This window comes from Sphingomonas sp. PAMC 26617 (assembly GCF_000242835.1).
GTDB lineage: Bacteria > Pseudomonadota > Alphaproteobacteria > Sphingomonadales > Sphingomonadaceae > Sphingomonas.
The window spans coordinates 2,170,691-2,184,261 of sequence record NZ_JH594425.1; the positions used below are offsets into that span (position 1 = coordinate 2,170,691).

A 13,571-nucleotide genomic window follows, 5' to 3' on the forward strand; every position below is an offset into this window, starting at 1 on the left:
TTGGCACTGCTGCACCGCCCCACCCCCAACCCAGTGTCAGGTCGGTCAGGCCCCCGGCCTGACCTGAATAGCCCGGGGGGCTATTCACCTGACACTCCTGAAGGGGAGGGGAGTCAGATATGATCCGTCTCTCCACTTCCGAGCCCGGCTTCGACCGCGCCTTCGAAACCCTCGTCAACGCGCGCCGCGAAGCCGACGCCGATGTCGCGCGCGATGTCCGCACGATCATCTCCAGCGTCCGTGACGAAGGCGATGCCGCGCTCCACGCTTTTACGCGCAAGTTCGACCAGCACGATCTCAACGAGACCGGCTGGCGGATCGAACGGGCCGAATGGAAAGCCGCCTATGAGGCGCTGACGCCCGAGTTGCGCGATGCGCTCGATCTCGCGGCGGCGCGGATCCGGGCCTATCACGAGAAGCAGAAGCCTGCCGACAGCGACATGACCGACGATGCGGGCGTGCGGCTCGGCGCGCGGTGGAATGCGGTGGCGGCGGCGGGGCTGTATGTCCCCGGCGGGCGCGCGGCCTATCCGTCCTCGGTGCTGATGAACGCGATCCCCGCCAAGGTCGCGGGCGTCGACCGGCTGGTGATGGTCACGCCGACCCCCAAGGGCGAGGTCAACCCGCTGGTGCTCGCCGCCGCGCATGTCGCGGGCGTCGACGAGATGTGGCGGATCGGTGGCGCGCAGGCGGTGGCGGCGCTGGCTTATGGCACCGGGCGGATCGGTGCGGTCGACGTCGTGACGGGGCCGGGCAACGCGTGGGTCGCCGAGGCCAAGCGGCAATTGTACGGCGTGGTCGGGATCGACATGGTCGCGGGGCCATCCGAGATCGTCGTCGTCGCGGACGGCAAGAACCGCGCGGACTGGATCGCCGCCGACCTGTTGTCGCAAAGCGAGCATGACCCGACCAGCCAGTCGATCCTGTTCACCGACGATGCCGCCTTCGCGCGGGCGGTGGCGGAGGAGGTGGATCTGCAGATCGGCACGCTTTCGACCGCCAAGGTCGCGCGCGCGGCGTGGGACGCGAATGGCGCGATCATCGTGACCGCAAGCCTCGAGGAGTCGCTGCCACTGGTCGACCGTCTCGCGCCCGAGCATCTCGAACTGGCGTGCGACGATCCGCAGGCGTTGTTCGACCGGGTGCGGCATGCCGGGTCGGTGTTCCTCGGGCGGCATACGCCTGAGGCGATCGGCGATTATGTCGCTGGGCCGAACCATGTGTTGCCGACCGGACGGCGGGCACGGTTTTCGAGCGGGTTGTCGGTGCTCGATTTCATGAAGCGGACGAGCTTCCTGGAGCTTGGTGCGCAGGGGTTGGCGGCGATCGGGCCGGCGGCGGTGGCCCTGGCGGAGGCCGAGGGGTTGCCGGCGCATGCGCGGTCGGTGGCGTTGCGGTTGGGGTGATCTCAAGCCGCTCCCTCTAGGGGAGGTGAAGCCCCTCCCCTTCAGGGGAGGGGTAGGGGGTGGGGAAGTGCCTCGCAGAGAGCGAGGTTCTGCTGGACTTCCCCACCCCAACCCCTCCCCTGAAGGTGAGGGGCTTAAGAAGGGCAAGCAAAACCCACGGTTCCCGTCAGCGGCTTTTTCCCTTAAGGGCCGCGCAATGTCTTCCCATTCCACTCCCCGCACCGCCCCGCGCTCCAAGGCGCGCGCCGCCGCGCGTCTCGCCGCCGTCCAGGCGCTGTACCAGCACGACATGGAAGCCACCGCGATCCCGGTGCTGCTCCACGAATTCCACAACCACCGCCTCGGTGCGACGATCGAGGATGCCGAATATGCCGAGCCCGAAGTCGATTTCTTCGACGACGTCGTGAAGGGCACCACCGCGCGCCTGTCCGAGATCGACACCGCGATCGCGGGCAAGCTCGCGAAGGGGTGGAACCTGACGCGGCTCGACAAGGCGATGCGCGCGATCCTGCGCGCAGGCACCTATGAGCTGATGGCGCGCGCCGACGTGCCGACAGCTGCGGTCATCACCGAATATGTCGACGTCGCGCACGCCTTTTTCGACAAGCGGGAAGCTGGCTTCGTCAACGGGCTGCTCGACGCGATCGCCAAGGACGTGCGCGGTTGAGCATGGCGGAGGTCATCAACCTCCGCCGCGCCCGCAAGGCCCGCGCGCGTGACGCCGCCGCCGAGGGAGCTGCCGTCAATCGCGCGGCGTTCGGGCGGACGAAGGCCGAACGCGCTGCCGCAACCGCCGATGCCGAACGGCAGGCGCGACTGCTCGACGGCGCGAAGCGCGAGGACTGAGGCCGAAGGCTCGACCGGGACGGCTTATCCCACCGTCACCCCCACGACGCGCCACGCACCGCTTTCCTGGACGAGCGTCACCGTCTCGACCGCCCCGGTCTTGTTGGCGAAGCTGGTCCGGAACTTCACCACTTCATAGCCGGCGGGGGGCGCGGGCAGATATTGCTGGCTGTCGAAGCCGCGCGACACCACCGCGCCGAGGGGGACTCGCGCGCTGTTCGACGCCGCCGTCCAGGCCTGGACGGTGTTGAGCTTGCGGAACGCGCGACCGGTCAGGCGATAGCTTTCCGCCCAGCGCGACTGATCGAGCAGCGCGAGCCACTGCCGCGCGGTGTCGACCACCGCCGCATCCGGCGTTTCGCTGGAGGCGGCTGGCGACGGCGGTGTGGTTGGGGCGGTTTGCGGTACGGCGGCAAGGGCGATCAGGGCGAGCGCGAGTGTCATGGACAGGACTCCGACGATAACGGCGGGGCGGCGGTGCGCCGGCCCGACGCCACTGCTGGGCGCGCCGCCCTGATCGGTCGGCGCGCGTGGCGCGTCTTCCCCGATTCCCGCGTCCACAGGGAATTCGGGGGGCGGCGGCGCGAGCGCATCGCCCTCCGCCTCGAACAGGATTCGCGCGGCCTCGCGGCTGCTCGACACCGCCATCTTGCGGCGCGCGTCGCGCAGGCGTTCGTTGATCGTGTGGACCGACAGGCCGAGGCTGCGCGCGGTGGACTTGGCATCGTGTCCGCGCACGATCAGGCGAAGGGTCTGCTTCTCCTTTTCGGTCAGCGTTCCGATTCCGTCTCGTGCGGTCATGGTCATGGCGAAGACCCTAGTTGCGGGGCGTGGCGCGACTACCCCGAAAAATTCGTACCTGCAGGGCTGCCACTCCCGCTAGACCCCAACGCATGACCGAAGCCGAATTTCTCGCCTGCCTGCGCCGCCTCCCGCTCCATCCCGGCGCGCTCGACCTGCGCGACGATGCGGCGCGGCTGGGGGATCTGGTGCTCACCACCGATACGCTGGTGGAGGGGGTGCATTACCTTGGCAGCGATCCGGCGGGGGACGTGGCGTGGAAGCTGGTGGCGACCAACCTGTCGGATCTGGCGGCCAAGGGCGCGGTGCCGGTGGGGGTGATGCTCAACTACCCGTTGCGGGCGGACCCATCCACTTCCGCTTCCTCTTCTTCTTGCGCTTCCCCGGCGAAGGCCGGGGCCCAGTCGCGGGACGGTGATGGCGGCGACCAGCCAGACGTTACCGCGGCCATCGATACTGGGCCCCGGCCTTCGCCGGGGAAGCGAGAAGGGAGGGAGCGAGAAGGGGGGCGTGAGGATTGGGACTCCGCGTTTCTCGAAGGCTTCGGACACGCGCTGACCACCTTCAGTGCCCCGCTGCTCGGCGGCGATACCGTATCGCTTCCGGCGCACGCCCCTCGCGTCCTTACGCTCACCGCCATCGGCAGGAGCGCGACCGCACCGATCCGCACCGGCGCGCGGGCGGGCGATGCGCTCTACGTCACCGGCACGATCGGGGATGCGGGCGCAGGACTGAAGATCGCGCAGGGGCAAACAGGCCCCGTCGAATTGCTCGCCGCCTATCGCCGACCGCAGCCGCGCCTCGCCGAGGGGCGCGCGCTGGGCAGTGTCGTCAGCGCGATGATGGACGTGTCCGACGGGCTGCTGATCGACGCGCAGCGGATGGCAGCGGCGAGCGGGCTGTCGGCCACGGTCGACCTGGCCGACGTTCCATTGTCCGACGCGTATCGCACCTACGCGGGTGACGATCGCGCAGCGCGGCTTACAGCAGCGACGGCGGGGGACGATTACCAGCTCCTGTTCGCGGCCGCGCCCGACGTTCCGCTGCCTTGCGCCGCGACGCGTGTTGGCCGGTTTTCAGCGGGGACCGGGCTGATTCTGGTCCACGCGGACGAAGCCGTTCCGCTCCCCGGCAATCTGGGGTTCCAGCACAACCAATAAGCCCCGGGCGGGCGCGCTTGCCAACCCATCCTCCGCCTGTAGGATGAGGCCCAAGAGCGGGGACGAGACCGCGGTCGCGATCCTTGCCGGACTTCAGGAAAGGAACAGCATGACGATCGTCTATGCCGCCATCATCTGTGGCCTGATCGCCGTCGCCTACGGCGCGATCACCAGCCAGCAGGTTCTCCGAGCGCCCGCGGGCAACGACAAGATGCAGGATATCGCCGCCGCGATCCAGGAGGGGGCGAAGGCCTATCTCGGGCGGCAATATCGCACGATCGCGATCGTTGGCGTCATCGTCCTGCTGCTGGTGTGGGTGTTCCTCGACGGGATGCGCACGCCTGTCTCCGCGCTGAGCTTCGCGCTGGGCGCGGTGCTGTCGGGCGTGGCGGGATATGTCGGCATGAACATCTCGGTCCGCGCGAACGTGCGCACTGCCGAGGCCGCGCGGACGTCGCTGCAAGGCGGGCTGACGATGGCGTTCCGGTCGGGTGCGGTGACGGGGTTGCTCGTCGCGGGGCTCGGATTGCTGTCGATCTCTGGGACGTTCCTGTATCTCGCGGGGCCGAACGGCGCCGACGCGGGCGCGCCGGTGGTGGTCAAGGCGCTGACCGCGCTGGCGTTCGGCGCGTCGCTCATCTCGATCTTCGCGCGGTTGGGCGGCGGCATCTTCACCAAGGCGGCGGATGTCGGCGCGGATCTGGTCGGCAAGGTCGAGGCGGGAATTCCCGAGGACGACCCGCGCAATCCCGCCACGATTGCCGATAACGTCGGCGACAATGTCGGCGACTGCGCCGGCATGGCGGCGGATCTGTTCGAGACCTATGTCGTCACGATCGGTGTGACGATGATCTCGGTCGCGCTCGCGCTCAAGAATGCGGATCATCTGCTCAACGTGATGACGCTGCCGCTGATCGTCGGCGGGGTGTGCATCCTGACGTCGATCCTCGGGACGTACGCGGTACGCCTCGGCAAAGGCACGATCATGGGCGCGCTGTACAAGGGGTTCTGGCTGAGCGTCGGGCTATCGATCCCGGCGATCTATGTCGTCACGCGCTATACACTCGGCGACATGGATGCGCGGATCGGGGGCAATGCGTTTCTGGATGGCGCGAGCCCCGAGGCGATCGCGGGTGTGGCCGCCGCGAGTTTTACCGGCATGCAATTGTTCTGGTGCATGATGATCGGGCTGGCCGTCACCGGCCTGCTGGTGTGGATCACCGAATATTACACCGGCACCAACTTCCGCCCGGTCCGCTCGATCGCCAAGGCGTCCGAGACGGGGCACGGCACCAATGTGATCCAGGGGCTCGCGATCAGCCTCGAATCGACCGCGCTGCCGACGCTCGTGATCGTCGTCGCGGTGATCGCGGCGTATCAATTGGCGGGGGTGATCGGGATCGCGTTCGCCGCGACCGCGATGCTCGCGCAGGCGGGGATGGTCGTCGCGCTTGATGCGTACGGGCCGGTGACCGATAACGCGGGCGGGATCGCCGAGATGGCGGGACTGCCCGATGACGTGCGGCATCGCACCGACGCGCTGGACGCGGTCGGGAACACCACCAAGGCGGTGACCAAGGGGTATGCGATCGGCTCGGCGGCGCTGGCGGCGCTGGTGCTGTTCAATGCCTATACGTCCGATTTGGCGCGCGATTTCCCGACGCTCACGGTCAATTTCGCATTGTCCAACCCCTACGTCATCGTCGGTCTGCTGCTTGGCGCGTTGCTGCCGTATCTGTTCGGCGCGATGGGGATGACCGCGGTCGGGCGCGCGGCGGGCGCGGTGGTCGAGGAAGTCCGCGCGCAGTTCCGCGACAATCCGGGTATCATGCTCGGCACCAGCCGGCCCGATTATGCGCGGACGGTCGACCTCGTGACGCGCGCCGCGATCCGCGAGATGATCGTGCCGTCGCTGCTGCCGGTGCTGTCGCCGATCCTGGTGTATTTCGTGATCACCTTCGTCGCGGGGCAGGCCGAGGGGTTTGCGGCGCTGGGCGCGATGTTGCTCGGGGTGATCGTGTCGGGGCTGTTCGTCGCGATCTCGATGACGTCGGGCGGCGGCGCGTGGGACAATGCCAAGAAGTTCATCGAGGACGGCAATTACGGCGGCAAGGGGTCGGAGGCGCACAAGGCGGCGGTGACGGGGGATACGGTCGGCGATCCGTATAAGGATACGGCGGGGCCGGCGGTGAACCCGATGATCAAGATCACGAATATCGTCGCGCTGCTGTTGCTCGCGGCGCTGGCGGCGGCGGGGTGAGGGGTGGGAAGGGCGGCCTGCCCTCAAGCGAAGGCGAGACCGCTGCATAAAGGCAATCGAAGGTTTGATAGTGACCCCTTGCCCCACAAGCTGCCGTCATGCTGAACTTGTTTCAGCATCCACCGTGCAACAGGCCAAGTCCGGACTCGTGGAGGGCTGGATCCTGAAACAAGTTCAGGATGACGGACGGTTTTGAAAACTTTTGCTTTCGCGAGAATGCCGGAAGGGGGACGGGAATCCCGCCTGCTTCCACCAATCGATAGGGGTGAACCAACTCCCGCCGTACGCTACCACCGACAGCACGTTTCCAAGGACCAAGTGATGCCCGACCCCATGATCCAGACCGAACGGCGCGGCGACGTGCTGATCGTCACGCTCAACCGCCCGGACCGGCTCAACGCCGCCCCGCCGCAGATGTTCGACGACCTCCGAACCGCGCTTTCCGAACTCGACGGCGCCCGCGCAGTGCTGATTGCTGCGGCTGGCCGAGGCTTCTGCTCGGGCGCGGACGTCGGCGGCGGTGCGCTCGGCAGCGACGACCCCGGCAACAGCACCTTCAAGGCGCTGACCGAAGCGTATAACCCGACGATCGCCGCGATCGCCGACCTGTCCGTCCCCGTCGTCAGCGCGGTGCGCGGGCCAGCCGCCGGGATCGGCTGCAGCCTCGCGCTCGCCGCCGATTTCTGTGTCGCGAGCGAGACCGCTTACTTCCTCCAGGCGTTCGTCAACATCGGGCTCGTCCCCGACGGCGGCGCGTCGTGGATGCTCCCGCGCCTCATCGGCCGTGCGCGCGCGACCGAGATGATGCTGCTGGGCGAGCGCGTTCCCGCCGCAAAGGCGCTCGACTGGGGGATGATCCACAAGGTCACGTCCGACGACTCGCTCGATGCGGAAGCGGTCGCGTTGGCGGAACGGCTCGCCGCTGGGCCGACCGTCGCGATGGGGTTGATTCGTCGCCAGATCCGACATGCGTATGAAGCCGATTACGCCGCGGCGATGGTGCAGGAGGCCGAAAACCAGCGCCATGTCCGCGGCACCGCCGATTCGATGGAAGGCGGCATGGCCTTCTTGCAGAAACGAAAGCCACGGTTCACAGGCACCTGATGGCAGAGATTGAAACGAATACGGGTGAGGACGCCGGCAGCACGCCGGCCCCGCGCGATCTTCCCGAGCCGAGCAAGCGCCCGACGCTCGACGCCTGGGCAGCGGCGGCGGCGAAGGAGGTCAAGGGCAAGGACCTGACCTGGCACACGCCCGAAGGGATCGACGTCAAGCCGCTTTACACGGCAGAGGACGTGGCGGACATCGACCCCGGCCTCCCCGGTTTCGCGCCGTTCACGCGCGGCGTGCGCGCATCGATGTACGCGGGGCGGCCGTGGACGATCCGGCAATATGCGGGGTTCTCGACCGCCGAGGCGTCCAACGCCTTCTACCGGCGCAACCTTGCTGCCGGGCAGAAGGGCCTGTCGGTCGCGTTCGATCTGGCGACGCATCGCGGCTATGACAGCGACCATCCGCGCGTCACCGGCGACGTCGGCAAGGCAGGCGTCGCGATCGACACGATCGACGACATGAAGATCCTGTTCGACGGGATCCCGCTCGACAAGATGTCGGTCAGCATGACGATGAACGGCGCGGTGATCCCGATCCTCGCCTTCTTCATCGTCGCGGGCGAGGAGCAGGGGGTGCCGCAGCATTTGCTCGACGGGACCATCCAGAACGACATCCTCAAAGAGTTCATGGTCCGCAACACGTACATCTACCCGCCTGCGCCTTCGATGCGGATCATCTCGGACATCATCGGGTACACGTCGGCACACATGCCGAAGTTCAACAGCATCTCGATCTCCGGCTATCACATGCAGGAAGCGGGCGCGACGCAGCTGCAGGAGCTGGCGTTCACGATCGCGGACGGGCGGGAGTACGCCAAGGCGGCGATGGCGTCCGGGCTCGATCTCGATGCGTTTGCGGGGCGGCTGAGCTTCTTCTTCGCGATCGGCATGAACTTCTTCATGGAGATCGCCAAGCTGCGCGCGGCGCGCAAGCTGTGGCACCGCGTGATGACCGATCTCGGTGCGAAGGACGAACGCTCCAAGATGCTGCGCACGCACTGCCAGACCAGCGGCGTGTCGCTGACCGAGCAGGACCCGTATAACAACGTGATCCGCACCACGGTCGAGGCGATGGCGGCGATGCTGGGGGGGACGCAGAGCCTCCATACCAATGCGCTCGACGAAGCGATCGCGCTGCCGACCGACTTCTCGGCGCGGATCGCGCGCAACACGCAGATCGTGCTGCAGGAGGAGACGGGGATGACCAAGGTCGTCGATCCGCTTGGTGGCTCATACTACATCGAGAGCTTGACCGAGGAGCTCGTCGACAAGGCGTGGGAGATCATCCAGCGCGTCGAGGCCGAGGGCGGGATGGCGCAGGCGGTCGCGGCGGGCTGGCCCAAGGCGATGATCGAGGAAGCCTCTGCCGGCCGCGCGGCGCGGGTCGACAAGGGCGAGGACGTCATCGTCGGCGTCAACAAGTACAAGCTTTCCGAGCAGGATCCGATCGACATCCTCGACGTCGACAATGTCGCAGTGCGCGAGGCGCAGATCGCGCGGATCGCGAAGTCCAAGGCGGGGCGCGACGAGGCGAAGTGCACCGCGGCGCTCGATGCGTTGCGCGAGGGCGCGCGGGGGACCGACAACGTGCTCGCGCTCGCGGTCGAATGTGCCCGCCAGCGGGCGACGCTCGGCGAGATTTCCTCCGCGATGGAGGATGTGTTCGGGCGGTACGATACCGTGCCGACGCCGGTGTCGGGCATCTACGGCGGCGCGCATGAGTTCGACGCCGCGTGGCAGGGGCTGAAGGAAGGCGTCGTCTCGCTGGAGACCCGCAACGGCCGTCGCCCCCGGATGCTGGTCGCCAAGATGGGGCAGGACGGGCATGACCGCGGCGCGAACCTCGTGTCGTCGGCGTTCGGCGATCTCGGGTTCGATGTCGTGCCGGGGCCGTTGTTCCAGACGCCCGCTGAAGCCGCCGAGCTGGCGATCAAGAGCGATGTCGACGTGGTCGGTGCATCCTCGCTCGCGGCGGGGCACAAGACGCTGATTCCCGAGCTGATCGGGCATTTGCGCGAGGCCGGGCGTGGCGACATCAAGGTGATCGCGGGCGGGGTGATCCCCGCGCAGGATTACCAGACGCTTCTCGACGCGGGCGTGCAGGGGATTTTCGGGCCCGGGACCAATCTGGTCGAGGCAGCGGGCGAAGTGTTGCGATTGCTGGGGCATAATATGCCGCCGGTTGAGGAAGGTGTGGAATGAACGAGATTTTGGCTAAGCAACAGGATGCCGAGCGTCACCCCACCCTCCAGCGTCACCCTGAACTCGTTTCAGGGTCCACCGTGCCACAAGGGCAGTCCGGGCAAGCGGAGGAGTGGATGCTGAAACAAGTTCAGCATGACGGCAGTGGGGAGGGGCGCGTACGGAACGACTGGACGCGCCAGGAAATCGCCGCGCTGTTCGACTTGCCCTTCGACGAACTGATGTTCCGCGCGCAGACCACGCACCGCGCGCATCATGCGGCGGGCGAGGTGCAGCTGTGCACGCTGCTGTCGATCAAGACTGGCGGCTGCCCCGAGGATTGCGGTTATTGCAACCAGTCCGCAAGCGCCGACACCGAGCTCAAGGCGAGCAAGCTGATGGACGTCCGCGCGGTTCTGCAATCGGCGGCACAGGCGCGCGACGCTGGAAGCCAGCGGTTTTGCATGGGCGCGGCGTGGCGCAACCCCAAGGACAAGGACATGCCCGCGATCATCGAAATGGTGCAGGGCGTCCGCCAGATGGGGATGGAAACCTGCATGACGCTGGGCATGCTCGAGCCGCACCAGGCGAAGCAGCTCGCCGACGCGGGGCTCGATTATTACAACCACAACATCGATACTTCGCCCGAGAAATATGCCGAGGTCATCACCACCCGCACCTTCCAGGATCGTCTCGACACGCTAGAGAACGTCCGCGAGGCGGGGATCAACGTGTGCTGCGGCGGGATCGTGGGCATGGGCGAGACGCGCGGCGATCGCGTAGGGTTCGTCCATGCGCTGGCGACGTTGCCGCGTCACCCGGAGAGCGTGCCGGTCAATGCGCTGGTGCCGGTCAAGGGCACGGTGCTCGGCAACATGCTCGCGGATACGCCGCTCGCCAAGATCGACGACATCGAGTTCGTCCGCACCGTCGCGGTCGCGCGCGTGACGATGCCGCTGAGCATGGTGCGGCTGTCGGCGGGGCGAGAGAGCATGTCCGAAGCGACGCAGGCCTTGTGCTTCATGGCAGGCGCGAACTCGATCTTCACCGGCGACAAGCTGCTGACGACGGGCAACGCCGGCGACGACAAGGACGCCGCGTTGATGGCGAAGCTCGGGCTGGTCCCGATGGTTGGAGAAGAACCGATGCGGAAGGAAAAGACGTGCTGCTGATCGCGCTGCTGGTCGCCGCCGCCGCTCCGGTCCAGACCCAGGCGGACATGAACCGCACCGCCGGCTCCAGCTACGCACAGGCGGATGCCGCGATGACTGCGCAGTGGAAGCGGACCTATGCGTATATGAAAGGCCGTGACGCGCAGGACACGTCGCGCGGCGGCGGGTTCGGTTTTGCCGGGGCGCTGCTCGAAAGCCAGCGCGCCTGGCTCAAGTTCCGCGATACGCAATGCGTAATCGAGGGCGGGCAATATGCCGGCGGCTCTGCGCAGGGCATGACGATGGCGGCGTGCCGGACGCGCCTGACGCGGGCGCGGACGGCGCAGTTGAAGTCGATGATCTGGTATCAGTGATGACGAGTTCCCCTCCCGCTTGCGGGAGGGGTTAGGGGAGGGGCCAACCTCCCGGAGAACAGCACCCCTTGCGGACAGGCCCTCCCCGGCCCTTCCCGCAAGCGGGAGGGGAGAAGCTAGCGTGTTCAAGAAAATCCTGGTCGCGAACCGCGGCGAAATTGCCTGCCGCGTCATGCGGACCGCCAAGAAGATGGGGATCGCCACGGTCGCGGTCTATTCCGACGCCGACGCGCGCGCGCCGCACGTGCTGATGGCGGACGAGAGCGTCCGGCTCGGGCCGCCGCCCGCGGGCGAGAGCTATCTGCTCGCCGACCTGATCCTGCTCGCCGCCAAGGAGACGGGCGCGGACTGTATCCACCCGGGTTACGGCTTCCTGTCCGAGCGCGAGAGCTTCGCGCGCGCCTGCGCCGATGCCGGGATCGCCTTCGTCGGGCCGCCCCCCAAGGCGATCGCCGCGATGGGCGACAAGATCGAGTCCAAGAAATTGGCGAAGGCCGCGGGCGTCAACGTCGTCCCCGGGTTCCTCGGCGAGATCGCCGATACCGAGGAGGCGGTGAAGATCGCGACCGACATCGGCTATCCGGTGATGATGAAGGCGTCGGCCGGCGGCGGCGGCAAGGGGATGCGGCTCGCCTACAGCGAGCAGGACGTCCGCGAGGGCTTCGAGGCGACCAAGCGCGAGGGGCTGGCGAGCTTCGGCGACGACCGCGTGTTCATCGAGAAGTTCATCGAATCGCCGCGCCATATCGAAATCCAGGTGATGGGCGACCAGCACGGCAACATCGTCTATCTCGGCGAGCGCGAATGCTCGATCCAGCGTCGGCACCAGAAGGTGGTCGAGGAAGCACCGTCGCCGTTCGTCACGCCCACGATGCGGAAAAGCATGGGCGAGCAGGCGGTCGCGCTCGCGCGCGCCGTGGGGTATTATTCCGCGGGGACGGTCGAGCTGATCGTCTCGGGCGCGGATACGACGGGGGAGGGGTTCTACTTCCTCGAGATGAACACCCGGCTCCAGGTCGAGCATCCGGTGACCGAGGCGGTGACCGGGCTGGATCTGGTCGAGCTGATGATCCGCGTTGCGGCGGGCGAGGCGCTGCCGTTTGTGCAGGATGACGTGAAACTCAACGGCTGGGCGATCGAGAACCGCGTTTATGCGGAGGATCCGTATCGCGGGTTCCTGCCGAGCACCGGGCGGCTGGTGCGGTATCAGCCGCCGGAGAGTGTGGGCACGCCTTATACGCCGCTTAGCCCCTCCCCCTCGGGGGAGGGGTTGGGGTGGGGCCGTGCCGCGGACTCTGCCGACGTTGCTCTCGGTGAGACTTCCCCCACCCCCTACCCCTCCCCTGAAGGGGAGGGGCAAGAAGGAGAAGGAGACGCTTACGTCCGTGTTGACGATGGCGTGCGCGAAGGCGGCGAGGTCAGCATCTTCTACGATCCGATGATCGCCAAGCTCATCACCTGGGCCCCCACCCGCGAGGAAGCGATCGACGAGCAGATCGCCGCGCTCGACGCGTTCGAGATCACCGGGCCGGGCAACAACATCGATTTCCTCTCCGCGCTGATGCAGCATCCGCGGTTCCGGTCGGGCAACATCACCACCGGCTTCATCGCCGAGGAATATCCCGACGGCTTCCACGGCGCGCCAGCCTCCGCCGAACTGCTGCGCGACCTGTCCGCAATCGCCGCCTTCGCCGCGACCGCCGAGGCGGATCGTGCGCGCCGGATCGACGGCCAGCTCGGCAAGCGGTTGCGTCCGCCGGCGCAGTGGTCGGTCAAGATCGGCGAAGCGACGCACGTCGTCGACATTTCTACCGATGGCGTCACCGTCGACGGCGACGATCTCGACATCGCGCTGGAATACACGCCGGGCGACCGGATGGTGCACGCCGAGATCGACGACACCGAGCTCAGCGTCAAGATTGTCCGCACGCGCGCCGGCTTCCGCCTCACCACGCGCGGTGCCGCGCACGAGGCGCGCGTTCTGCCCGCGCATGTCGCACCGTTCGCGCAGCATCTCATCGACAAGATCCCGCCCGATCTGTCGAAGTTCCTGCTGTGCCCGATGCCGGGGCTGCTGATGCGGCTCGACGTCGGGGTCGGCGACAAGGTCGAGGCGGGGCAGCCGCTTGCGGTGGTCGAGGCGATGAAGATGGAGAACATCCTGCGCGCCGAAAAGGGGGGAACGGTCAAGGCGGTCAACGCCAAGACCGGCGACAGCCTCGCGGTCGATGCGGTCATTCTCGAAATGGAATAACACGCCAATTCGCCGCCGCGACAGAT

General features: G+C 67.3%; 11 protein-coding genes. 10 read left to right on the top strand and 1 reads right to left on the bottom strand.

Annotation, left to right across the window (positions count from 1 at the left end; genetic code table 11):
• The first annotated feature begins 119 nt into the window (after window positions 1-119).
• The 3 genes from hisD to RH91_RS21605 all read left to right on the top strand — a co-directional run bounded on the left by hisD (window position 120) and on the right by RH91_RS21605 (window position 2,252).
• Window positions 120-1,406, top strand: coding sequence for a histidinol dehydrogenase (hisD, locus tag RH91_RS09590; protein ID WP_010162494.1), 1,287 nt, complete (start codon window positions 120-122; stop codon window positions 1,404-1,406).
• Between the two features lie 196 nt (window positions 1,407-1,602).
• Window positions 1,603-2,073, top strand: a complete 471-nt coding sequence (gene nusB, locus RH91_RS09595; protein WP_010162495.1) for a transcription antitermination factor NusB — start codon at window positions 1,603-1,605, stop codon at window positions 2,071-2,073.
• Window positions 2,074-2,075: 2 nt separating this feature from the next.
• Window positions 2,076-2,252: a DUF4169 family protein gene (locus RH91_RS21605; RefSeq protein ID WP_010162496.1), complete on the top strand. Its 177-nt coding sequence runs from the start codon at window positions 2,076-2,078 to the stop codon at window positions 2,250-2,252.
• A 24-nt stretch (window positions 2,253-2,276) separates the two neighbouring features.
• Here RH91_RS21605 and RH91_RS09600 read toward each other — a convergent pair whose 3' ends face one another.
• Complete coding sequence (locus RH91_RS09600; protein WP_029623744.1) at window positions 2,277-3,059, bottom strand: helix-turn-helix domain-containing protein; 783 nt, start codon at window positions 3,057-3,059, stop codon at window positions 2,277-2,279.
• Window positions 3,060-3,145: 86 nt separating this feature from the next.
• Between RH91_RS09600 and RH91_RS09605 the strand changes: the two genes are divergently transcribed.
• The 7 genes from RH91_RS09605 (at window position 3,146) to RH91_RS09635 (ending at window position 13,545) form a co-directional block, all read left to right on the top strand.
• Entirely contained in the window at window positions 3,146-4,213 is a 1,068-nt protein-coding gene (locus RH91_RS09605) for a thiamine-phosphate kinase (protein WP_010162498.1), read from the top strand.
• 109 nt (window positions 4,214-4,322) lie between these two features.
• Window positions 4,323-6,473, top strand: a complete 2,151-nt coding sequence (locus tag RH91_RS09610; protein ID WP_029623745.1) for a sodium-translocating pyrophosphatase — start codon at window positions 4,323-4,325, stop codon at window positions 6,471-6,473.
• A 321-nt stretch (window positions 6,474-6,794) separates the two neighbouring features.
• Window positions 6,795-7,577: an enoyl-CoA hydratase-related protein gene (locus RH91_RS09615; RefSeq protein ID WP_029623746.1), complete on the top strand. Its 783-nt coding sequence runs from the start codon at window positions 6,795-6,797 to the stop codon at window positions 7,575-7,577.
• On the top strand, window positions 7,577-9,787 hold the full coding sequence (scpA, locus tag RH91_RS09620; RefSeq protein WP_010162502.1) for a methylmalonyl-CoA mutase: 2,211 nt from the start codon (window positions 7,577-7,579) through the stop codon (window positions 9,785-9,787). The genes RH91_RS09615 and scpA overlap by 1 nt, the downstream gene beginning before the upstream one ends.
• A gap of 116 nt (window positions 9,788-9,903) precedes the next feature.
• The gene (gene bioB, locus RH91_RS09625; protein WP_010162503.1) at window positions 9,904-10,938 is read left to right on the top strand and encodes a biotin synthase BioB; all 1,035 of its coding nucleotides are present in this window, start codon (window positions 9,904-9,906) and stop codon (window positions 10,936-10,938) included.
• Window positions 10,929-11,291, top strand: coding sequence for a lysozyme inhibitor LprI family protein (locus RH91_RS09630; protein ID WP_010162504.1), 363 nt, complete (start codon window positions 10,929-10,931; stop codon window positions 11,289-11,291). The genes bioB and RH91_RS09630 overlap by 10 nt, the downstream gene beginning before the upstream one ends.
• A 172-nt stretch (window positions 11,292-11,463) precedes the next feature.
• Complete coding sequence (locus tag RH91_RS09635) at window positions 11,464-13,545, top strand: acetyl-CoA carboxylase biotin carboxylase subunit (protein WP_232283577.1); 2,082 nt, start codon at window positions 11,464-11,466, stop codon at window positions 13,543-13,545.
• Window positions 13,546-13,571 lie beyond the last annotated feature (26 nt).

Coding starts and splice junctions, on each gene's coding strand:
- RH91_RS09635 (WP_232283577.1), top strand. CDS start 11,464: ATGCGGACCGCCAAGAAGATGGGGATCGCCACGGTCGCGGTCTATTCC.
- RH91_RS09605 (WP_010162498.1), top strand. CDS start 3,146: ATGACCGAAGCCGAATTTCTCGCCTGCCTGCGCCGCCTCCCGCTCCAT.
- nusB (WP_010162495.1), top strand. CDS start 1,603: ATGTCTTCCCATTCCACTCCCCGCACCGCCCCGCGCTCCAAGGCGCGC.
- hisD (WP_010162494.1), top strand. CDS start 120: ATGATCCGTCTCTCCACTTCCGAGCCCGGCTTCGACCGCGCCTTCGAA.
- RH91_RS21605 (WP_010162496.1), top strand. CDS start 2,076: ATGGCGGAGGTCATCAACCTCCGCCGCGCCCGCAAGGCCCGCGCGCGT.
- bioB (WP_010162503.1), top strand. CDS start 9,904: ATGCTGAAACAAGTTCAGCATGACGGCAGTGGGGAGGGGCGCGTACGG.
- RH91_RS09600 (WP_029623744.1), bottom strand. CDS start 3,059: ATGACCATGACCGCACGAGACGGAATCGGAACGCTGACCGAAAAGGAG.
- RH91_RS09615 (WP_029623746.1), top strand. CDS start 6,795: ATGCCCGACCCCATGATCCAGACCGAACGGCGCGGCGACGTGCTGATC.
- RH91_RS09610 (WP_029623745.1), top strand. CDS start 4,323: ATGACGATCGTCTATGCCGCCATCATCTGTGGCCTGATCGCCGTCGCC.
- scpA (WP_010162502.1), top strand. CDS start 7,577: ATGGCAGAGATTGAAACGAATACGGGTGAGGACGCCGGCAGCACGCCG.